Genomic DNA, 20191 nt, shown 5'->3' on the forward strand with positions numbered 1-20191 from the left:
TATATAATATACTTCTCTCATGCGCTAAATTATAGCAAAGATCCTTCACGGAGCATAACTTATAAACTAAGAATTTTGCAAAAAATTTATGGACTTTATTAGAGGTGAAATGAGATGGCAATATCTTCACAAAAACTTGAAAATATTATACGCGAGCATTTTCCAAATGCAGTAATAAAAATTACTGATCTTGCAGGGGATCAAGATCACTATTCCTTGGAAATAACTGATAGCAAATTTCAAGGACTTAATATACTAGCTCAACATCGCATGGTAAAAGCTGCGCTATCCAATGTTTTAGATAAAGAGCTACATGCGCTTACGATCAAGACTAAGATCCCAGATTAAACTTTAATGCGAAAAACGTTTCACGGTTTTTAAAATCGAACGTTTATGCCGTTCTTATGCCGTCATTGTGGTAAGCGTTTATGAGTTCTTAAGTTTGAATGTTAATTACTATATCTAAATGAAATCTCAAATGGCAAAATCCATTTCAAAATCTTTTGTCCCTAGTGCTTATTTTAGACTTACAATGGTTACGGACGAGCGTATTGTATAAAGACCAGATTGCTTCAACTTTTAACAAAACCTCGCAATGACGACTATTCTAAAAACTGTGAATGTCATGAGTTAAATGAGTCGCTAAATTACAGAATTAATCCATTCTTCAATAATATTTTTTGGAAAAGCTCCAGATTTAGTGGCACATTGTTTGCCATCTTTAAAAATAATTAACGTGGGTATAGAACGAATACCAAGCTCAGAAGGTATAATCGGATTTGTTTCAACATTCATTTTACAGATCTTCAATTTGCCTTCTAACTCTTTGCTTAGAGCCTCAATAATTGGTGTAATCATTTTACACGGACCACACCATTCAGCCCAAAAATCAACTAGTACGGGGACATTAGCTTCTAAAACTTGCTTTTGAAATGAGCTATCGGTTATTTCATAAACCATATATTTAATTATTTAATTAAAAAAAGTATTAATTGTTAAAATATAGCTAGAGTCAGTTAGGTGGGGATAGTTAAATTTTAAGGTGAGGAGGCACATGCAGTAATTAATTTGTTTTACACAATCACCTAACAAATTGGCTGTCACCACCTAACCTGACGACGCTATAGGTAATCTCTAAGATCTTTACCCTTGTTTAGCTTTAAATCTTTTATTTTTTTTGTTGATAACTAAAATTTTACCATTGCGCTTTACTACCTGGCAATCTTTATCTCTTTTTTTTAGTGACTTAAGTGAGCTTACAACTTTCATAATTATCCTTGAAACATAATAATAACTAGCCTTATTAAATAATAAGTACCATATTTTACTAATATAGTCAATGTTAAGCTATTGGAATAGCTATAAAGATATCTATATTTCTTCTTTTTATTAATAGAACGATATTTTGTTTTTTATCTGCTTTGGCGTTATCGTAATATTTATGCAATTGCTCAACATTATTAATATATTGCTGATTAATGGCCATGACTATATCTCCTACTTTTAGGCCATAATTTCTTTGATCTTTATCAATATTAGTAATGATAACACCATTAATTCCTTCTTTTATGGCAAATTTTTCACGTATGGCATCAGTCAGATTGCTAAAAGTTATGTGATTTTTTTCTATTGTGTCTAATGAAGAATGCTGTTTATGGTTTTTATGGTCAAAATTTGCCAATTTATTACCAACGCGATCTACCTCTGTAATCTTCACATGTAAGTTATGTATTTTTCCGCCACGCATTATTACAACTGGTACTTCTTTATCCACTGGTGTTTCTGCTACTAATACTTGTAATTTTCTAGAATTTTTTACTGATTGTCCTGCAAACTCTATAATAATATCACCAGATTTAATACCAGCAATATCTGCTGCTCCTCCTGCTATTACCTCAGCTACTAATGCTCCATTTGCTTCTTTTAAACCAAGAGCTTCAGCAATATCTGTAGTAATTTCCTGAACAGTAACATCAAGACGACCTCGGCTAATTTTTCCACTTTTCTTTAATTGTTCAATGATTGTTTGAGCGGTATTAGAAGGAATGGAAAAACCAATGCCAATATTAGTACCTGATGGAGAGAAAATAGCGGTATTTACTCCGATAACTTCGCCATCAAGATTAAACATCGGGCCACCAGAATTACCACTATTAATCGCAGCATCAGTCTGAATAAAGTCATCTACTACACCGCCGGTATTAATATCAATATCACGTCCTTTGGAGGAAATGATACCAGTGGTTACAGTGCCACCAAGTCCAAAGGGATTACCAATAGCAATAACCCAATCTCCTACTCTGGATTTCGATGAATTACCAAATTTTACATTAGGTAAAGATTGTTTGCTCTCTACTTTAAGGAGTGCTAAATCTGTTCGTTGGTCAGTGCCAATTAGTTTTGCCGGTAATTCAGTATTATCAATAAGTTTAATATGTATTTCATCGGCATTACTTACAACATGATGATTAGTTACAATAAATCCAGCCTGGTCAATAATAAACCCTGAGCCAAGTGAAACCGCTTTGGGATTAGAATATAGTTCTTCAGAATTAAATGGGATATTGAATTGTTCAAAAAAATCATTAAATTGATCAAATGGAAAACCTTCGGGAAATGGAGCTTTTGGTGGATACTGATTTTTCTTATTATATTGTACCGTATAAATATTTACTACCGCTGGCATTAGTGGTTCAACGATATTGGCAAAACTTGGATGAGTTACAACGAATTGTGCTTTTGGTGCAGTGAGATTGCTTGGTGAATCAACGATTTCAACTTCTTTTGCAACTTCATCTATAGGTAATTTAGTCGGTTGATTTTCACTTTCTCCAATATAGGTTTGGTTTTTATTTTTTAGTACTGCTTCTGGCTTTTTCTCGTCGACAAGGCTAAAGTAATTACTATCGGCAGCAATAGCTGAGATTTGGCTAAAAATTAATAATAAGAATACCAAATATTGAGATAATCGGTTGTTAATATGAATAAATATCATAAAATTAATAAATCTCCTGATATTAGACCTCTCTCATGCTTTAGTTTGTAAGAGAGGTTATTAGTTTACTTACTTAAGTTAAGGTACTTAAAGAACTCTGATGATGGTGATAACACAAAAGAAGTATCATCTTTCTTTAATACGTTTCTATACACTGTCATCGAGCGATAAAATTTATAGAATTCTGGGTCTTCAAAATAAGCAAGGTTATATATTTTTGCAGCGATTGCATCACCATCTCCTTTAATAATCTGGGATTGCATGTAAGATTCAGCCACTAAAATCTTACTTTCCTTATCTGCTCTGGATCTAATTCTGGCAGCTTCTTCTTGCCCTTCAGCTCTAATCTGTTTAGCTTCCTTCTCACGTGCAGTTTGCATCCTTTGATAAATTGCTGCACTATTTTCTTTTGGCAAATCAGCTCTCAGAATTCTAACATCAAGCACATTAAGACCAAAGGTTTTTGCTTCCTGAATTACAATATCTCTAATATTATGCATTACATCAGAGCGCTCATCTGTTAATAAAGCTGTCAATGGAACTTTACCAATGACCTGACGCATCGATGATTCTAAAATTTTGTTTAATCTAATTCGTACTCCTTGAAAGTCGTGAACAGTTTTATAAAATTTGACTGGATCTATGATAGTAAATTTGGTAAATGCATCAACAATCAATCGTTTACCATCGACAGCAGTTAATTCTTTGGCTTCCGCTTCTACATGTAAAATCCGTTTATCAAAAAATTCTACATTTTGAATAAAAGGAATCTTAATATTTAAGCCTGGAGCATCAACAGTACGCATAGCTTCACCAAACTGGAAGACTACCGCTACCTGGCGTTGATCAACAGAAAATAAAGAGCCAGCTATAGACAACAAGCTTATAAAAACTCCAATAATTATGTAATAACTTTTATTCATTAATTTATTTCCTTAACTTTTGTTGATACCAAATCACTTATCTGTTTATACAAGGAGCCTATTACTACTTTGAAATTAAAGTGTTAGGAGATACAGCCATATGAGGGAGCATACCATCAGCACCTATAATTACTTTATTTGGACCTTTAAAAATTTCCTCGATAGTTTCCAAGTATATCCTATCTCTAGTTAACTGTTTATTAGTCGTATATTGTTTATAAATTGCAGTAAATCTCTTACTATCACCTTCGGCTCTTGCAATAATTTCTTGCTTATATCCTTCAGCTTCTTGCAACATTTTTGCAGCTTCACCTCTAGCTTTAGGCAAGATATCATTATTGTAAGCCTGTGCCTGATTAATTTCACGTTCTTTATCAGCCTTTGCAGTTTGCACATCCCTATAGGATGCAATAACATCAGCTGGTGGTTCTACTTTTAGCAGTTGAACATTTTCTATACTTACTCCGGCAGTATATTGATCTAAAATTTTTTGTGTTAATTCAACAATTTTATCCGCTATTTCTAGCTTTTGATTTGATAATACCGATGCAATAGGGGTATTACCTATAACTTCTCTGATGGCGCTTTCTGCTGCTGTTTTTACGGCTTCTTCTGGATTATAAATATTAAAAATAAATTTTTCCAGATCGTTAATATGCCACATCACATCGCAATTTAACTCGATGATATTTTCATCGCCAGTAAGCATCGTACTTTCTGCGGTAACAAGCCTAGTGCTTTCACTATATGATTTTGTCGCATTACCTGATCTATAACCTATCTCAATTCGGCGTGACTGATTTACCTTTTCTTTTATTACCAACTCAAAAGGAGAGGGTAAATGATAGTTCAGGCCAGGAAAACCTTTTCTGGCAAAGCGACCAAACCTTATTACCGCTGCTTCTTCACCTTCTTTTACTTCATAAACCCCTGAGGCAAGCCAAGCTATCATTAATAAAATTAGTCCAACGATAATACTCTTATTATTGAAATTAAATTGAAAATTATTCAAATTAAATTGATTCTTGCGTGGTTGGGTGAAAATATTTTTTTCTTCTTGTTGGTCATCCCACGGTGATTTTTTTAGAATTTGTCTTAAAACCATATTAAACATTTTTATTACTGCTATATTGAATTTATTGTTAAATATATAAAACTTATTGGATAATTCAAGTATGAGTAGTTTAAATCAGCAAATTATTACTAAAATTTCTGATATTATATTTCCCAATGGTCAAAAACTATCAGATTTAATGTCTGAGGTTATAATAAAGAATAATAATATAGGTTTTTCTATAGATATTAGCAACCAAGATTTAGCTAATGCCGAATTGATACGGCAACAAGCTATCAACAAGTTAAGTAGTATAGCCGAGATTGATAAAATTACCATTGTATTTACTAAAAATGAACAGCCGCCAAGCAACGCTAACCCATCAGCTAAAGCTGGTAAGGTTAAGCTTCTAATTAATAATGTCGGAAAAGTAATATTAGTTGCTGCTGGTAAGGGTGGAGTAGGTAAATCTACAATTGCAGCTTTGATAGCGGAGCACTTAACTCGCAAAAAATATGCTGTAGGTATAGTAGATGCTGATATTTATGGACCATCAATTCCACAAATATTTAATGTTAACGGCGCTCCTACTATTACAGCAGATAAAATGATGATGCCATTAAAATCAAGAAATATACAAATCATGTCGATTGGATTTCTAGTGGCAGAGCGTAGTGCTATTGCTTGGCGTGGACCAATGGCTAGTAAAGCTATCTATCAGTTATTATCTTCAACATTATGGGATAGACTGGACTATTTGATTATTGACATGCCTCCTGGTACTGGAGATATTCATCTGGCAATTCTAGAGAATTATCATATTGATGGAGTGGTAGTGGTAACCACTCCCCAACAAATATCTAAATTAGATGTACAAAAAGCAATAGATTTATATAAAAAATTTAATCTCAAAATTCTGGGAATTATTGAAAATATGAGTTATTTTATCGACTCTGATGGCAGAGATATCAAAATCTTTGCTGGTACTAGTGGCAATAGTTTAGCTCAGGAATATTCAGTGCCATTTATTTGTCAGTTGCCATTAATAGCTGCACTATCTGAAGCTTGCGACCGAGGCACTAGCCTTGCTGATGTTTTAGACTTGCCGATAGAACAGTTACTAGCTAATCTTGATTAAGATTATACCAGTCATTATAATTAACTATCACGTTGTCAAACTTCAGGATCTGCGCTGCTCACGTACCCAAGCGTACGCTGCGCTGCTCGACCTTCGTTTTTCTAGTGCTAGTTTAATTCTAATGACTGGTATCAGACCTCTCATGCTTGAGTTTGAAAGACTTTATAGCTTCTGGAGAAATTATATGCAACAAAGGATTGCTAAAGCTATCAGCAGTGCCGGTGTCTGTTCTCGACGCCAGGCTGAATTGCTAATCGCTGACGCGGTAGTTAAAGTTAATAATGTGCTGGTGACCTCGCCGATAACATTTGTAAATGATGATAGTGTAATCTCTATAAATGATGTGGTAATAGAGCGGGCACACCGACCTAGAATCTGGATATATTATAAACCAGTTTCATTAATTACCACTCATCATGATCCATATGATAGGGATACGGTATTTGATAATCTTAGTGGTTTGCCTAGGGTAATCTCAGTAGGTAGACTGGATTTAAATAGTGAAGGATTGTTATTATTAACTAATAATGGAGCGTTAGCCAGAAATCTGGAATTACCATCGACTAAAATGGAGCGTGTATATAAAGTACGAGCTTACGGTAACTGTGAATTACTACAGTCATTATCATTCCCAGTTGAGGTTAATGGTGTTATCTATAACCCAAAAACAATTAAATTAATACAGCCAGGAGTAAAAAATTCTTGGTTTGAAGTAGTATTAACCGAAGGTAAAAATCGAGAAATTCGTAAGCTGTTTAATCATTATGGTTTAATGGTAAGTAGATTAATTAGAACTCAATATGGAGCTTTTTCATTAGGAGATCTAAAACCAGGTCAGTACCAGGAGCAAACTAGTAAGATCCAAAGTCTAAATTTTCAAGAAATAAATTTATGATTAAGATTATAGCGGGTAAATATAAAAATTTAAGCATACCTATTGCAAGAAATGCAACTTATCGACCATCAACAGGCAGATTTAGAGAAGCGGTATTTAGTATATTGACTTCTGGAAAATTTGCAGATCAACAATATAGTATGGTGTTGGATCTATTTTCTGGCAGTGGTAGCCTTGGACTTGAGGCATTATCCAGAGGAGCCAAGTTTGTTAGTTTTATCGATATTAACCGTGATTATCTAAAAACTATTGAGCAATTTGTAAAAATTATTGGTGCGATCCCGGCTTCGGATACACATGTCCAGTTTCTATGCTTGAATGCCCTGCGTTTACCACAATCTTCTTGTGGCTATGATATAGTTTTTATAGATCCACCATATCATAATAAGTTTACCGGCCAATCGCTAAATTCACTGTTGGTTGGTAATTGGCTAAATAATGAAGCTTTAATAATTATCGAACTAGCCAAGACTGATGATCTCGTTTTACCAGACTCATATAATATACAGTTAATAATGGAACGCATATACGGTAATAATAAATTATTAATTTTACAGTTCATCAAATCTTGACTAGTACATATTAGTTATCATACAGATACATGCACGTGAAATATTTGTGGTCTTTCTTCCAGCCATTTTTTATGACGTTTTTCATCTTCTAATCCACGCCTTATGACCTCACATACATCCTTCCACCCATCTTCTCTGGTATAGATACGTTCATAAGCTACATTAGTATCAAATTCATTACCTTTCATAGCAGCAATTATAAATTCATCTCCTATAATGTTAGCTACAGTCACTTTACCGTTTTTAATCCATTGTTTGGATTTGCTTGCTTCTTTAGGTGGTTCTTCATTGTGCTGTCTTAAAAGCGCAGAAAGTTCGCTAATATGACGTTTATGATCTTCTAAAAATGAAATAAGATGTATCTTACATTCACTATTATGAGTTAATCTACTGACAGCAGTTTCATAAGATTCTACAGCTTCATATTCTAGCTCAATGAGTTCTTTAACCGCATTTGTAAGATTGTTTTGGATACCTACTAAAGTTGTCATAATCCCTCTTGATAGTTGTTGATGATTACTAATTCTCTATATTATTTATCTTAACATTTAAATTGACTAGCATCAAATATTAATAATATTTATAAAATACTTAGAGAGTATAAGATAATTTTTAGGATATTTTTTATATTGCAAGCTACAACTTCATAATAGTAAAATATGAAACGACAAAATTACCGCTCCGGTTAAGTAATATCAGAAATCTATCAAGAAATTCGTTGAATAATTAATCCAATATCAGCTAGCATTACAGAATATAATATAGCTTAAATGATTGATATAAGGAAAGCGCATGAATACCACTACTTCATTGCTAATCAGTTGTATTATCTTGCAACTATTATCGTCCTGTACCCCTAGTCCGCCATATGAAATAAGAAGTCCTTGCGTTTCTGGTGCAACGGATAGCCCATATGCTATTAATCCTTGTGTACGTAGACCAATAAATATAAATCACGATATTGGTTAGTGGTTCATTGAACGCTCTTAAAAATAGTGAGCGTTGTTAAAAGCAACGTTTACTATTGTTTCATTCTATCTTGAATAAGTTGTTTAGTTTGTTCTATGCCAAATAATTTGATGAATGATCCAAGGCGTGGGCCTTCGGTTTGGCCAAGCAATATTTGATATAGTTCTTTAAAATAATCACGCAAATTCTGGTAACCAGCTTTAGTTCCAATAGCATAGATTTTTTCTTGAATCTGTTCAGCTTCTGCAGAGCTCTGCAAGTCTGTCAGTACTTTCAAAATTTCCTTTAATATAACTTGATGTTCAGTGGTTGGAGTTAGATAAATTTTATTAGTTTTGATAAAATCATTATAATAATGTACGGCAAAATTTGCTAGATGGTCTAAATATGGTGCACTTTCTGCATTAGCCTCTTTAGCATATTTGCTTATAAAGCCCCATAATACTGATTTATGATCTGGATTACATACTGAAGCAAGGTTTAGTAGCAGTGCAAAGCTAATGCCAAAAGTTTCAATTTGTGGTACATTGCCTTGATGAATGTGATGCACTGGATTTTCCAGTTGCTTTAGTCGGTCAGATTCTTGATGATATTTTCGGTTAAAAGTCAAATATTCATCGACAGTTTTAGGAATTACATCAAAATGTAGCCTTTTGGCTCTTGATGGTGATTGATACATAAATAAAGCCATGCTTTCAATGGGAGCATAAGTTAGCCATTCATCAACAGTGATACTATTGCCTTTGGATTTGGAAATCTTACTTCCAGCTTCATTGAGGAATAATTCATAAAAGAACTGCACTGGTGCGACACCATCTAAAATAGTGCAGATTTCTGAATATAATCCGGCATTAGGCATATGATCTTTGCCGTACATTTCATAATCTACTGCAAGCGCAGCCCAACGCATGCCAAAATCAGGTTTCCACTGTAACTTACAATGTCCGCCGGTAACTAAAGTTTCAACAAATTTGCCATTGGCATTTTTATAAGTAATGGTTTTTGCTGATAGATCAATTTTCTCTATGGGTACCTGTAGTACTATCCCAGTATCAGGGCAGATTGGCATGAAGGGAGAGTAAGTCGATTTTCTTTCTTCTCTAAAAGTAGGTAACATTAATTCCATGATCTGATCATATTTTTCTATTACTTTGATCATCATTTGATCAAACATGCCGGATTTATAGCATTCAGTGCTGCTGAAGAATTCATACTCAAAACCAAAACGATCCAGGAAAGAACGTAACTTGGCGTTCATATAATGTCCGTAACTGAGCGATTCATTGAATGGATCAGGAATAGAAGTCAGTGGTTTGCCAAGATGTAATGCGAGCATTTCCGGATTAGGGATGTTGCTCGGTACTTTACGTAAACCATCGAGATCATCGGAAAAACAGAATAATCTAGTCGGGATTTCAGATAATTGTTTAAAAGCAGCTCGAACCATCGTTGTTCTAGCTACTTCGCCGAAGGTACCAATATGAGGTAATCCTGATGGACCGTAGCCGGTTTCAAATAATACATATCCTTTTTTAGGGGCTTTATTACCAATATGATCAAGAATTCTTTGTGCTTCTACAAATGGCCAGGCATTAGGGTGCATGATATTTTCTCTGTTTAGATATTAATTTTTTTCAAGTGAAATTTCTTGTAGATGAGTATATGATATTGTACAATAAAAATGTACAGGTCAAGATGGAATATAAAAATTATGGAAAAAGTTACTTATAGTTATACTAGACAACATTTAAGCGCAATATTGGATGAGATTACCAAACACTCAGAAATATTTTGTATAGAACGTAAAAATGGTGAAGAAGTAATAATGCTTGAGCGAGACGAATATGATAAATTAGTAGAAACTGCTTATTTATTACGCTCACCTAATAATGCTAAAGAGTTATTTAAGGCATTAGCGGAAGCAGATCAAAATTTAGGAGTCAAAGTTGACTTTTGAAATATTATGGACTCCTGCTGCTTTAGAGCAATTAGAATATTGGCGTAAAAATGATCTTAAAAAAGTACAAAAAATTAAGTTACTGTGTCAAGCTATTGAAGTGTATCCTGAATCAGGTTTAGGTAAACCGGAGCGATTAAAATTTTTCAAAGGAAATGTATGGTCACGTAGAATAGATCAAGAACATAGATTGGTCTATGAGGTGAGAAGTAATAATATAGTTTTTATCCTTCAATGTCGCTATCATTATTAAATTCCAACTTTGTCCAATATTCATAAAATATGAGAGATAAAGGCTATATGTCAATTTTAACTGTTTTAAAATCACTTGGTATAATATTTAGTAAAAATAGTTTTCGATTACTTTTTATAACGCTGATTTGTATATCAATAACAGCTTTGGCTACTGCTTATTATGCAGAATATGTAATGGGGCTTGAGCCATGCCCATTATGCCTATATCAAAGACTACCATATTTAGCATTAATAAAATTAGCGGTGGTTGCATTAATTTTCAAAAAAATTAGTAAATATGGCATAATTTTTGTTATGCTAACATTATTCGTAGCCTGTCTGCTTGCCGGATATAATAGTGGTGTTGAACGAGGAATTTTTAAACCAACTAGTTTGTGTTCGTCAGCAATCAAGATTCCAGAACATTTATCTATTAATGATATAAAGACGATGTTATATAATAAGGGTGTAGCCTCTTGTACCAGACCAGCAATCAAAGTTTTGGAATTATCAATGGCTGAGTGGAATTTATTGTTAAATATTGCATTATTAGTGAGTGTTATTGTTGTGTATTTCTTGAATCCACAACAATCTGAAGTAGCTGCTGACATGCCAGCGAAAACTATAAATATGTCTTAGCAAAATTTATGGAGAAAAGATGCCACGACCTAGTTTTATCGAAGGTAAATCCAAGATTGCAGAAATGATTAGAGTAAATCATGCGGGAGAGTATGGAGCTAAGAGAATATATGAAGGGCAAATCAAATTTGCAAAGAAAATACAGGATAAAAGATTATACGCAATGATGTTAGCGCAAGAGCAGAAGCACCTTGATTATTTTACTAATGAATTAATCAAGAGAAGAGTAAAGCCCACAATATTACTGCCATTTTGGCATGTAGGAGGATATTTGTTAGGGGCTCTGTCTTCTATGGCAGGGGTAAAATTTGCAATGTTAGTCACGCAAGCAGTTGAAGAAGTAATAGAACTGCATTACCAGCAGCAATTATTAGATTTGAATGATAATATGCAGGAAAGAGATTTAATGACTAATATTGAGCAGTTTAAACTTGAAGAGGTAGAACATAAGGAGATAGCGAGCTCATTTCAGCAAGAATATGCAACAAATTTACAGCAAGCTGGCGGTGGTGATAAAGGTGTGATTAGTGCTATGATCAGAAAAATATGTATAATAGCTATTAATTTGAGTAAAAAAATATGAAGCGAATAATTTTAATGAGACATGCAGCTGCAACAAAATCTAGTTTAATCAGTGATTTTAATTCGCAATTAAGTGGGATGGGTGAAAGTCAGGCAATTGCTGCTGGTGACTTTATAGCAAAATTGGGCATTGAGCAAGTGTTGGTATCGCCAACAAAAAGAACTACCCAAACTCTGAGTATTATCTTACAGCATGCTGAGATTCCAGAAATTGAGTCAGTTAGAGCTTTGTATGAATCACCGAGTAGTAAGATTATCGAAATTATTGCTGGGACTGCTGATAACATAAATAATTTAATGATTATCGGTCATAATCCGACTATTTATCAGCTGGTGCTTGAGTTATCGCAAAATAGTTCTAAAGAATATGAGCGTATGCTAACAACAACTATGTCCACTGCTCAGGTAGTAGTTATAGAATTTGCAGATTTAGTTGATTGGTGTAATATATCTCTTCAGTTGGGTAACGGCAGTATTACGCATATATTTAATCCTAACCTAGAACTCGGTGAAAATTGAGAATTGCGTTGTCGTATCTAAAGGTCTGCGGTGCTCACGTATTAAGTATACGCTCCGCTCCTCGACTTTGATACTCCTAGCACTTCTTCAATTTTGACCTTCGTCTACTCTTTCAACTTGTGTACGTTCGTTTCAGAGAGTACCATCCTAAATGTCATGAATAATCTACAATTAAAAGCGTCAAATCCAGAAAATTCGGTGTGGGTTTCGGCATCAGCAGGAACTGGTAAAACTAAAATATTAACTGATAGAGTACTCCGATTATTAATTAGTGGAGTACCTCCACAAAAAATATTATGTCTTACTTTTACCAATGCTGCGGCTGGTGAAATGCAACATCGTATTTATAATAAGTTGGAAGCATGGACAAAAGCTGATGATAATCAGCTAATGGCTGATTTACGGTTATTGACGGGTCTTGCACCTAATAGAGAAGAATTGGAATATATCCGTACAATTTATCATAAATTACTTGATTATCACAATATAATTAACATTTATACTATTCACTCATTTTGTCAAAAAATTCTAAAAACTTTTCCAATTGAGGCCGGTTTAAGTCCTGGTTTCCAGATTTTAGACAATCTAAACGAATGCGGAATTCTTAATGCACTAAAACAGCAAATATATATTGATCCTTTACATGAAAAAATTGCTAGTTTTCTTAGTATGAATTTTCATGAAATGACTATTAATGACATCATCAATGAAATAATTGATAATAAATTAAAGTTCAAAAATTTGTTTGAAAATCACTCTACGGTTTCTGAGAATGTTAACCATTCCCAATTTAGCCGTCATCCCGAACGAAGAAACAGTCATCCTGAACCCAGCATCAGTTATTCCGAACTTGTTTCGGGATCTCATGAGGTTTTGACGAAATCCCGAAACAAGTTCGGAATAACTGATGCTAGTTCAGACGAAACTCAGATTCGTGATGCTTTACGACAACTTATTGAAGCTTATGATAATCCAATAGCTTTACCTGATAATCTATTTACCTTCTTTTTAACAAATGATGGAAATAAACGTAAACAATTGATCGCACGCAAAATATATTTAAATAATTTGGAATTTGCAGCAAAGCTCGATGATATTCAAGAGTTAGTATATCAATTTGACCAAGATATCAAAACCGAAAGATTGCTGGAATATTCTAATATACTATTAGAATTGGCTAAGGCTCTGATTACTATTTATGATGAATATAAAAACCAAAAGAACCTACTTGATTATGATGATTTAATTTTTTATACCAAAGAATTGCTTACCAAAAAAGCAACCAAAGACTGGGTGCTATACAAGCTTGATGGTGGAATTGATCATCTTTTGGTAGATGAAGCGCAAGATACTAGCCCAGAACAATGGCAAATTATAGAATCTTTGATTGGAGAATTCTATGCGGGAGATAGTGTTAAAAGGCACCGTACTATCTTCGTGGTTGGCGATGAAAAACAGTCGATTTTTAGTTTTCAAGGAGCAGATACTAATTCTTTTAATATAGTAAAAGACCATTTAAAGCAGAGATTAATTGCGGCTAACAAGAATTTTGAAATAATCAATCTTGAACTATCTTATCGATCAGCAACTGCAATTCTAGATGTAGTATATAATGTTTTTCAACAAATTAAGAATTGTACCCCAGCATTATTTTTAAGTGATAATCCATTGATATTACCAACCCGTAAAACTAGTAAAGGTAGAGTTGAGCTATGGAATTTGATCAGTACGCCTAAGAATTGCGAGGAACTATTTTGGCCTTTACCTGAAGATTATCAGCAATTTGTGTCGCCTGCCCAAACTTTGGCAATTAAAATTGCTGAATTTATTAAAGATCAAATTAATTCAAGAGTAATCAATCTTGACACCGGGTTACCATTAACTGCCGGTGATTTTATGATATTGGTGCGTAAGCGTGATCAATTGACTAATGAAGTAATAAAACAATTAAAAAATTATGGTTTAGCGGTAGCTGGAATCGACCGTATGACTCTTAGTAAAAATTTATCGGTAATTGATTTAATTAGTGCGGCAAAGTTTGTGCTTGCTCCCAATGATGATTTAAATTTAGCTCATTTAATTAAATCTTCGATCATCGGTGGTAACGAAGAAGATCTGTATAAACTTGCCTTGATACGCCAGAATTTGTCTATCTGGCAGGTTTTGCAGAATAATATTGAACTCAATAATATTCCGCACTACCAAATGATTTATAAAAAATTAAAAGCATTAAATGATTTATATCAAAACACTCATGCTGGTAATTTTTTTCATATTATTATTGATAATTTGTCTTTGCGTAAAATTTTCTTACAGCTTAACGGTATAGATGATAGTGAAGCAATTAATGAATTACTTTACTTATGTTATAATTATGCTGATAAGATTGATATTTCATTGCAGGCTTTTATTTATTGGTTTGAGGCTAGTGAGATTGAGGTGCAGCGTAATGTTGAAGCTTCGGATAAAATTCGAGTAATGACTATACATGGTGCTAAAGGCCTGCAGGCGCCGGTAGTAATTTTATGTGATACTACAACTATACCGATAAATCAAAGTAACTTTGTTTGGACAGATGATAGTCAGGTTCTTTATTCAATGTCAATGGATCAGGCTCCACAAATATTAAAAGAATTGAAACAGCATATACAAAATAAGGATTTACAGGAATATTTACGATTGCTTTATGTGGCGATGACCAGAGCAGCGGATCATTTAATTATATGTGGATATAGTATGAGTGAGAAACTGCCTGAATATTGTTGGTATTCTTTGGTTGCTAGCGCAATGAGGGGGATGTGTAGGTCTAATGAAGATGGCGCATTTATTTATGGCGATCAACAACAACAGGTTATTCATGCCTTTAAGCATGAGCCTAAGGTAGTGCCGAATGTTAGTGCTGTGGATATTAGTGTTTTGTCGAGAGAAAATTTTGATTGGACTTTACGGTTGCCTAAATGCTTACATAAAAATAATGCTACAATAACAGTAATGCAGGATAGACCAGCAATATCATTGTTGGTCAGTAATAACCACTTTCAATATGGTAGGATATTTCATAAGATTCTGGAAGATTCGGTAAAAGGTCGTAATATTCATAACATCTACACTCACCCTTTAATCGCTACTTTACCCGAACTGCTTCGATGTAAAATTTTGATAAGTATAGCTAATATTCTCTCTAATAACGAATTTATTAATATAATATCTTGGGATGAGGTAAAAACAGAAGTTAACATAGGTGTATTACAAGATAATCAGACTAAAATTGGGCGCATAGATTTATTAAGTATATCATCGGATAAGTTGATTATTATAGATTATAAATCAGACGCACATCCGCCGATGGTACAGCATTTTATTTCCACTGATTATATTAATCAATTGAATTTTTATCGTAGTATAATGCAAGAAATATATCCTCGACATAATGTAGTATGTAAAATATTATGGTTAGAAAATGGAAGTTTTATGACTGTAGACTGAGTTGTTCACTGTTTTTAGAAAAAATCGTCTGAGAACGTTATAGTAACATTCAATTTTAAAAATCCGTGAACATGCTCCAATAGATCTCTTGCATAATTTTTCTATTTCGTAGCAGCTAAAGTGCTATAAGTACCATTCTCACGTTTGATAATATCATATTCTCGTTGGGCGATGTTATCGATAAAATGGATGTTACCAGATATTCCGATATAAGGTTGTTTATTATTTAGTTTACTTAGAAATCGATGGCTAACAAAATTATCACCAATACAACTAATTGTCATTCTGCCTAAATCATAGGCCATTGCATGCATAAATGATAGATGATTGATTCCCATATCTTTTGCTCGTTCACTAACATCCATATTTAAAATATTTAACGAACCAGTGAAAGTGATATCAACATTAACAGGAGAGTCAATATCAATGCGGTTATCACCAATAATTATCGCTTTTTTGTCTAAATTATATTTATGGATACTATTAAAAACCAGATTTAAACTTTTATAATCATCTGTTAAATATATAATTGGTTTAGTTGTAATATCATCCATCTCGTTTAAATTGTCGACACTAGCTTCAACGATTTTCACCGCCTTATTGATTGATTCAGGGTTGTCAGCATAAAATTCAGTACGTACTAAAGTAGAATTTTGTGTAATTGCCATTTCTTGAATAATTTTACTAATCGTTTGGGCGTGTTGCCCAGCTGGAAGTAAAGCAATAAAGTGCTTAGCTTCAGCATTTAAAAAATAACTTACAATTCTTGTCAATTGTTTTAATGGGGCATGACCAAAAACAAATAATTTGGAGTCAGCTATAGCAGGATTATTTGACATAGTAATTACTATAATGTCATGTTCTTTAGCTTTATTCGCAATTAATGAAGTTATTGGCGAATATAGAGGGCCGAGGATAATTTTCGTCTTACGAGCTATTATTTTCTCTAATGAAGCCAGTGCCTGTTTTTCGTCAGCAGCGTCATATGAAGTGACGTTGATATGACTAGTTTTTAAACCATCTTCAATGCCCATTTTTATTAAAGCACTATATTGCCGTCCAACAATAGCATCAGCTCCACTAAGAGGCATCATGATTGCTATATCAGTGACTAAAGGAGTATGTGGTTCGGGAATGTTGGATGTGGTTTGACATGAAGATAAAATTCCAACAACAATAAATAAGATGAAATATGAAATTTTTGCTTTTATAATGTTCATGATAAATTCTTAAAAATTATTTTAGTATGTTATTAAAACCTGGGTTATATATTGTATCTACACCGATTGGCAATCTTGATGATATTACTATCAGAGCATTGGACGTCCTAAAGCGCTCAACTGTCATCTTATGTGAAGACACTAGAGTGTCCCAAAAATTATTGCTCAAGCATAATATAACTCAAACTCGCCTGCAAGTATATAACGATCATAGTGATACTAAACAGCGAGCGCTAGTTTGTGCTTTAATTGATAAGGGTGAAATTGTCAGCTTGATTTCTGATGCCGGCACTCCTTTGGTTTCTGATCCTGGTTATAAGTTAATCAGGACATTAAGAGATAGTGGTTATCATATTGACATGCTTCCTGGAGTATCTGCACCGATAGCTGCTTTGACAATTTCCGGGTTACCGTCTGATCGATTCTTATTTATAGGATTTTTACCAAAAACTACCGTAGGTCAACAAAAAATTTTTACAGAATTATTAGCAATTAAGGCAACTATAATTTTTTTTGAATCAGCAAAAAGAATAGTACAGTCATTATCGACGGCAAAAGCTGTTCTGGGAAATCGTGAGGCTGCTGTAGCCAGAGAGTTGACTAAAAGATATCAGGATCTAAGATATGGCTCTTTGACACAATTAATTGAGCATTACCAGCAATATCCAGAGCAACTTAAAGGAGAAATTGTGTTATTGGTATCAGGACATGCTGATGAAAGAGAAAGCACAGCTACCTTAGAAAATCTTGAGCAAATGTTGAAATTATATTTGACTAAAGGAGTGACGACTAAGAATGCTACAGAATTGGCTCATGCACAATTTAAGTCATTTTATAGCAAACGGGAAATATATTCATTAGCCAATAAAATCAAGCAATAATGGTTTTTTGTCTTGCAAAATATACAGAAAATAATATACTGACCGGATCTTGAGTGATATGGCTTTGGTATGCCTATTGTTTACTCAAATATTTAGTATATATATCTGAATCTTATTTAGAACTTAAGAGCTTGTCAGATCAGTGCATCTAAGAGGTAATTTTGTCGTCAAAACTTGTCTCCGTTCTTCACGTACTATTATGTACGCTGCGGTACTCGACTTCGTTTTTCCTAAAAATTCCTCTCTTAATATCTACTGATCTGACAAGCTCTAAGATATATATAATCTTGTAAATACCAAAATCTAAGGAAATTTTATGCCTAAACTCAAAACCAAGTCGGCGGTCAAGAAACGGTTTAAACTTACAGCTACAGGCAAGGTTATTGCTTCGCAGGCCGGTAAAAAACATTTTATGAGACGTCGTACTAAATCTCAGCTTCGTAACCTTAGAGGAACTACCATTCTTTGCCCTCAGGATGCTAAAAATATTATTAAGTATTTTCTTCCATATGGCTCGAATTAACCTAGGGGAAAAGTAAGAGAAAAAGTAAGGGAAAAGGTTAAGGGAAAAAGTATATGTCTCGTGCAAAATCAGGAAAAGTTTCTAAAAATCGTCATAAAAAAATTCTAAAACTAGCCAAAGGTTATCGAGGTAGAGCTAAGAACTGCTTTCGTATCGCTATCGAAAAAGTTGAAAAAGCTTTGCAGTATGCCTATAGAGATCGCCGCAATCGTAAGCGTGATTTTAGGGGCTTGTGGATTCAAAGAATCAATGCTGCTGCGCGTATCCATGGTATAGTGTATTCGCAGCTAGTTGGTGGACTTAAAAAAGCTGAAATAGATATCGATCGTAAAATGCTGTCAGAACTTGCGGTAAATAACCCGGAAGCATTTGCTCAGATAGTTGAACAGGCAAAATCAGCAATGTTGGAAAAAGCTCTCTAAAACGATAGTACCACCACACCTAGTCATTGCGAGAGCTTTGCTTGAAGCAATTCAGTTATAGTATTTACTAGATTACTTTGGTTAAAGCTTCGTAACGACAGTGTTCGTATCGTCTCTTTCTCTTAAACTTGCCGCGTAGATTTCCGTGAACACTCTCAAGCGCAGACTTCACCTATAAACTCAAGGAGTGTGTGAGAACTTGTCTTGAAGTGGATATTTAGAGATGAGTTTGACAACAAATTACCTCTTAGATGCATGTGTCAGACAAGTTCTGAGAGAGCTATTCTCTAATTTTCTGTCGCAGGTGAGTATGCTCATTATCCAATATCTCAAAGTATTTTTCTGTAATATAGTAATATTTACCATGCTTCAAGCATGTAGCTCGTATACAGTTAAAGATAATATGCCCGCCAAGATTATTTCCTACCACAAGCGATCAGTGCATAAATGTTCAAGCAATCATAATATCGTTTTAGTTGGTGGATGTTTTGACTTGTTACACTATGGTCATCTGCAATTTTTGCGTAAAGCTAGAGCGCAAGGTGATTATTTAATTGTTGCTTTAGAACCAGACGAAACTATTCTTAATTATAAGAAGCGTCATCCAATTCATAATCAGCGGCAGCGTGCAGAAAATTTGAGCAGTTTACGTTTTGTTGATGAGGTAGTCGTGTTGCCGGTTTTAAAAGGATTTGATGACTATAATCAACTAGTACAGGATATTTGTCCCGCAGTAATCGCAGTAACTAAGAATGATCCTCAAATTGTCAATAAACGGCGTCAGGCGCAAGTTGTTGGAGCAAAAGTTATTGAGGTGATTGATGCATTGGCAAGTCAAACAGGAAATGCGGTATTGTCAAATACTGCTATTCTCAATAAATTATTGGATTAATTTTTTACTTCCAACAATCTTTTATAATATGTGAGTTGCCAATCAAAATCGCTAAAAATTGGTAAGTGTTCACGGTTTTTAAAAAAAGTCGTCTGAGCTGAGGCTTTTAGCCGAAGCAATCCAGAAGGTCTAGTGCAAAGTGCAGAGAACTGGATTGCTTCAGAGCTAAAGCTTTTCGCAATGACGTTGGTCGCCAGTTTTGTAAGTCGTATATTGACGTTCAAACTTAAAAACCGTGAACGTTCACAAATATCATAAGATCTCAAAACAAGTTAGAGGTGACTTATTAT

General features: G+C 34.0%; 23 protein-coding genes. 15 read left to right on the forward strand and 8 right to left on the reverse strand.

Annotation, left to right across the window (positions count from 1 at the left end; genetic code table 11):
• The first annotated feature begins 114 nt into the window (after nucleotides 1–114).
• The gene (locus tag R2I74_RS07945) at nucleotides 115–348 is read left to right on the forward strand and encodes a BolA/IbaG family iron-sulfur metabolism protein (protein WP_316355152.1); all 234 of its coding nucleotides are present in this window, start codon (nucleotides 115–117) and stop codon (nucleotides 346–348) included.
• A 294-nt stretch (nucleotides 349–642) separates the two neighbouring features.
• Here R2I74_RS07945 and trxA read toward each other — a convergent pair whose 3' ends face one another.
• From trxA to hflK, 5 genes are all read right to left on the reverse strand, one after another.
• Nucleotides 643–960 carry a thioredoxin gene (gene trxA / locus R2I74_RS07950; RefSeq protein ID WP_316355155.1) on the reverse strand — a complete coding sequence of 106 codons (318 nt, stop codon included), beginning with the start codon at nucleotides 958–960 and terminating at the stop codon, nucleotides 643–645.
• Between the two features lie 183 nt (nucleotides 961–1143).
• On the reverse strand, nucleotides 1144–1269 hold the full coding sequence (gene ykgO / locus R2I74_RS07955; RefSeq protein ID WP_316355157.1) for a type B 50S ribosomal protein L36: 126 nt from the start codon (nucleotides 1267–1269) through the stop codon (nucleotides 1144–1146).
• A 73-nt stretch (nucleotides 1270–1342) separates the two neighbouring features.
• The gene (locus tag R2I74_RS07960) at nucleotides 1343–2995 is read right to left on the reverse strand and encodes a Do family serine endopeptidase (RefSeq protein WP_316355159.1); all 1653 of its coding nucleotides are present in this window, start codon (nucleotides 2993–2995) and stop codon (nucleotides 1343–1345) included.
• A gap of 65 nt (nucleotides 2996–3060) precedes the next feature.
• Nucleotides 3061–3918, reverse strand: coding sequence for a protease modulator HflC (gene hflC, locus R2I74_RS07965; protein WP_316355161.1), 858 nt, complete (start codon nucleotides 3916–3918; stop codon nucleotides 3061–3063).
• Nucleotides 3919–3982: 64 nt separating this feature from the next.
• Nucleotides 3983–5032, reverse strand: coding sequence for an FtsH protease activity modulator HflK (hflK, locus tag R2I74_RS07970; RefSeq protein ID WP_316355164.1), 1050 nt, complete (start codon nucleotides 5030–5032; stop codon nucleotides 3983–3985).
• Nucleotides 5033–5093: 61 nt separating this feature from the next.
• Here hflK and R2I74_RS07975 point away from each other — a divergent pair, with 61 nt between their 5' ends.
• The 3 genes from R2I74_RS07975 (at nucleotide 5094) to rsmD (ending at nucleotide 7577) form a co-directional block, all read left to right on the forward strand.
• Nucleotides 5094–6110 carry an Mrp/NBP35 family ATP-binding protein gene (locus R2I74_RS07975; RefSeq protein WP_316355166.1) on the forward strand — a complete coding sequence of 339 codons (1017 nt, stop codon included), beginning with the start codon at nucleotides 5094–5096 and terminating at the stop codon, nucleotides 6108–6110.
• Nucleotides 6111–6294: 184 nt separating this feature from the next.
• Nucleotides 6295–7005 (forward strand): pseudouridine synthase, encoded by a 711-nt coding sequence (locus R2I74_RS07980; protein ID WP_316355168.1) that lies wholly within the window; start codon nucleotides 6295–6297, stop codon nucleotides 7003–7005.
• Nucleotides 7002–7577: a 16S rRNA (guanine(966)-N(2))-methyltransferase RsmD gene (gene rsmD, locus R2I74_RS07985; protein ID WP_316355170.1), complete on the forward strand. Its 576-nt coding sequence runs from the start codon at nucleotides 7002–7004 to the stop codon at nucleotides 7575–7577. The genes R2I74_RS07980 and rsmD overlap by 4 nt, the downstream gene beginning before the upstream one ends.
• Nucleotides 7578–7594: 17 nt before the next feature.
• Here rsmD and R2I74_RS07990 read toward each other — a convergent pair whose 3' ends face one another.
• Nucleotides 7595–8068, reverse strand: coding sequence for a DUF2383 domain-containing protein (locus R2I74_RS07990; protein WP_316355172.1), 474 nt, complete (start codon nucleotides 8066–8068; stop codon nucleotides 7595–7597).
• Between the two features lie 301 nt (nucleotides 8069–8369).
• Here R2I74_RS07990 and R2I74_RS07995 point away from each other — a divergent pair, with 301 nt between their 5' ends.
• Nucleotides 8370–8546, forward strand: a complete 177-nt coding sequence (locus tag R2I74_RS07995) for a DUF2706 domain-containing protein (protein WP_316355174.1) — start codon at nucleotides 8370–8372, stop codon at nucleotides 8544–8546.
• A 52-nt stretch (nucleotides 8547–8598) separates the two neighbouring features.
• Here R2I74_RS07995 and R2I74_RS08000 read toward each other — a convergent pair whose 3' ends face one another.
• Nucleotides 8599–10149 carry a lysine--tRNA ligase gene (locus tag R2I74_RS08000; RefSeq protein WP_316355176.1) on the reverse strand — a complete coding sequence of 517 codons (1551 nt, stop codon included), beginning with the start codon at nucleotides 10147–10149 and terminating at the stop codon, nucleotides 8599–8601.
• Nucleotides 10150–10257: 108 nt separating this feature from the next.
• On the opposite strand from R2I74_RS08000, the gene R2I74_RS08005 reads away from it, so the two are divergent.
• The 6 genes from R2I74_RS08005 (at nucleotide 10258) to R2I74_RS08030 (ending at nucleotide 15963) form a co-directional block, all read left to right on the forward strand.
• Nucleotides 10258–10503: a type II toxin-antitoxin system Phd/YefM family antitoxin gene (locus tag R2I74_RS08005; protein WP_316355179.1), complete on the forward strand. Its 246-nt coding sequence runs from the start codon at nucleotides 10258–10260 to the stop codon at nucleotides 10501–10503.
• On the forward strand, nucleotides 10493–10756 hold the full coding sequence (locus R2I74_RS08010) for a Txe/YoeB family addiction module toxin (RefSeq protein ID WP_316355180.1): 264 nt from the start codon (nucleotides 10493–10495) through the stop codon (nucleotides 10754–10756). Before R2I74_RS08005 ends, R2I74_RS08010 begins: the two co-directional genes overlap by 11 nt.
• 47 nt (nucleotides 10757–10803) lie before the next feature.
• Nucleotides 10804–11376 carry a disulfide bond formation protein B gene (locus tag R2I74_RS08015; RefSeq protein WP_316355182.1) on the forward strand — a complete coding sequence of 191 codons (573 nt, stop codon included), beginning with the start codon at nucleotides 10804–10806 and terminating at the stop codon, nucleotides 11374–11376.
• A 19-nt stretch (nucleotides 11377–11395) separates the two neighbouring features.
• Nucleotides 11396–11959 (forward strand): demethoxyubiquinone hydroxylase family protein, encoded by a 564-nt coding sequence (locus R2I74_RS08020; RefSeq protein WP_316355184.1) that lies wholly within the window; start codon nucleotides 11396–11398, stop codon nucleotides 11957–11959.
• Nucleotides 11956–12477, forward strand: a complete 522-nt coding sequence (locus R2I74_RS08025) for a SixA phosphatase family protein (protein WP_316355186.1) — start codon at nucleotides 11956–11958, stop codon at nucleotides 12475–12477. The genes R2I74_RS08020 and R2I74_RS08025 overlap by 4 nt, the downstream gene beginning before the upstream one ends.
• 156 nt (nucleotides 12478–12633) lie before the next feature.
• Nucleotides 12634–15963 carry a UvrD-helicase domain-containing protein gene (locus R2I74_RS08030; RefSeq protein WP_316355188.1) on the forward strand — a complete coding sequence of 1110 codons (3330 nt, stop codon included), beginning with the start codon at nucleotides 12634–12636 and terminating at the stop codon, nucleotides 15961–15963.
• 101 nt (nucleotides 15964–16064) lie between these two features.
• Here the strand turns inward: R2I74_RS08030 and R2I74_RS08035 are convergent, their stop codons facing one another.
• Nucleotides 16065–17183, reverse strand: a complete 1119-nt coding sequence (locus tag R2I74_RS08035) for a penicillin-binding protein activator (protein ID WP_316355190.1) — start codon at nucleotides 17181–17183, stop codon at nucleotides 16065–16067.
• 26 nt (nucleotides 17184–17209) lie between these two features.
• On the opposite strand from R2I74_RS08035, the gene rsmI reads away from it, so the two are divergent.
• The 4 genes from rsmI to R2I74_RS08060 all read left to right on the forward strand — a co-directional run bounded on the left by rsmI (nucleotide 17210) and on the right by R2I74_RS08060 (nucleotide 19901).
• Nucleotides 17210–18064 carry a 16S rRNA (cytidine(1402)-2'-O)-methyltransferase gene (gene rsmI / locus R2I74_RS08040; RefSeq protein ID WP_316355192.1) on the forward strand — a complete coding sequence of 285 codons (855 nt, stop codon included), beginning with the start codon at nucleotides 17210–17212 and terminating at the stop codon, nucleotides 18062–18064.
• Nucleotides 18065–18380: 316 nt separating this feature from the next.
• Nucleotides 18381–18587, forward strand: coding sequence for a 50S ribosomal protein L35 (gene rpmI / locus R2I74_RS08050; protein WP_316355194.1), 207 nt, complete (start codon nucleotides 18381–18383; stop codon nucleotides 18585–18587).
• Between the two features lie 53 nt (nucleotides 18588–18640).
• Nucleotides 18641–19009 carry a 50S ribosomal protein L20 gene (gene rplT / locus R2I74_RS08055; protein WP_316355196.1) on the forward strand — a complete coding sequence of 123 codons (369 nt, stop codon included), beginning with the start codon at nucleotides 18641–18643 and terminating at the stop codon, nucleotides 19007–19009.
• Between the two features lie 439 nt (nucleotides 19010–19448).
• Nucleotides 19449–19901: an adenylyltransferase/cytidyltransferase family protein gene (locus tag R2I74_RS08060; protein ID WP_316355198.1), complete on the forward strand. Its 453-nt coding sequence runs from the start codon at nucleotides 19449–19451 to the stop codon at nucleotides 19899–19901.
• The last annotated feature ends 290 nt before the right edge of the window (nucleotides 19902–20191 follow it).

Source organism: Candidatus Trichorickettsia mobilis (assembly GCF_963422225.1).
In the GTDB taxonomy this organism is placed as follows: Bacteria; Pseudomonadota; Alphaproteobacteria; order Rickettsiales; family Rickettsiaceae; genus Trichorickettsia; species Trichorickettsia mobilis_B.

Excerpts from the sequence above, each read along its gene's own strand:
- trxA (WP_316355155.1), bottom strand. The coding sequence starts at position 960 with ATGGTTTATGAAATAACCGATAGCTCATTTCAAAAGCAAGTTTTAGAA.
- R2I74_RS08025 (WP_316355186.1), top strand. The coding sequence starts at position 11,956 with ATGAAGCGAATAATTTTAATGAGACATGCAGCTGCAACAAAATCTAGT.
- R2I74_RS08015 (WP_316355182.1), top strand. The coding sequence starts at position 10,804 with ATGTCAATTTTAACTGTTTTAAAATCACTTGGTATAATATTTAGTAAA.
- R2I74_RS08005 (WP_316355179.1), top strand. The coding sequence starts at position 10,258 with ATGGAAAAAGTTACTTATAGTTATACTAGACAACATTTAAGCGCAATA.
- R2I74_RS07945 (WP_316355152.1), top strand. The coding sequence starts at position 115 with ATGGCAATATCTTCACAAAAACTTGAAAATATTATACGCGAGCATTTT.
- rpmI (WP_316355194.1), top strand. The coding sequence starts at position 18,381 with ATGCCTAAACTCAAAACCAAGTCGGCGGTCAAGAAACGGTTTAAACTT.
- ykgO (WP_316355157.1), bottom strand. The coding sequence starts at position 1,269 with ATGAAAGTTGTAAGCTCACTTAAGTCACTAAAAAAAAGAGATAAAGAT.
- R2I74_RS07995 (WP_316355174.1), top strand. The coding sequence starts at position 8,370 with ATGAATACCACTACTTCATTGCTAATCAGTTGTATTATCTTGCAACTA.
- hflK (WP_316355164.1), bottom strand. The coding sequence starts at position 5,032 with ATGTTTAATATGGTTTTAAGACAAATTCTAAAAAAATCACCGTGGGAT.
- R2I74_RS08030 (WP_316355188.1), top strand. The coding sequence starts at position 12,634 with ATGAATAATCTACAATTAAAAGCGTCAAATCCAGAAAATTCGGTGTGG.
- R2I74_RS07975 (WP_316355166.1), top strand. The coding sequence starts at position 5,094 with ATGAGTAGTTTAAATCAGCAAATTATTACTAAAATTTCTGATATTATA.
- R2I74_RS07990 (WP_316355172.1), bottom strand. The coding sequence starts at position 8,068 with ATGACAACTTTAGTAGGTATCCAAAACAATCTTACAAATGCGGTTAAA.
- rsmD (WP_316355170.1), top strand. The coding sequence starts at position 7,002 with ATGATTAAGATTATAGCGGGTAAATATAAAAATTTAAGCATACCTATT.
- R2I74_RS08000 (WP_316355176.1), bottom strand. The coding sequence starts at position 10,149 with ATGCACCCTAATGCCTGGCCATTTGTAGAAGCACAAAGAATTCTTGAT.
- rplT (WP_316355196.1), top strand. The coding sequence starts at position 18,641 with ATGTCTCGTGCAAAATCAGGAAAAGTTTCTAAAAATCGTCATAAAAAA.
- rsmI (WP_316355192.1), top strand. The coding sequence starts at position 17,210 with ATGTTATTAAAACCTGGGTTATATATTGTATCTACACCGATTGGCAAT.
- R2I74_RS07980 (WP_316355168.1), top strand. The coding sequence starts at position 6,295 with ATGCAACAAAGGATTGCTAAAGCTATCAGCAGTGCCGGTGTCTGTTCT.
- R2I74_RS08035 (WP_316355190.1), bottom strand. The coding sequence starts at position 17,183 with ATGAACATTATAAAAGCAAAAATTTCATATTTCATCTTATTTATTGTT.
- hflC (WP_316355161.1), bottom strand. The coding sequence starts at position 3,918 with ATGAATAAAAGTTATTACATAATTATTGGAGTTTTTATAAGCTTGTTG.
- R2I74_RS07960 (WP_316355159.1), bottom strand. The coding sequence starts at position 2,995 with ATGATATTTATTCATATTAACAACCGATTATCTCAATATTTGGTATTC.
- R2I74_RS08020 (WP_316355184.1), top strand. The coding sequence starts at position 11,396 with ATGCCACGACCTAGTTTTATCGAAGGTAAATCCAAGATTGCAGAAATG.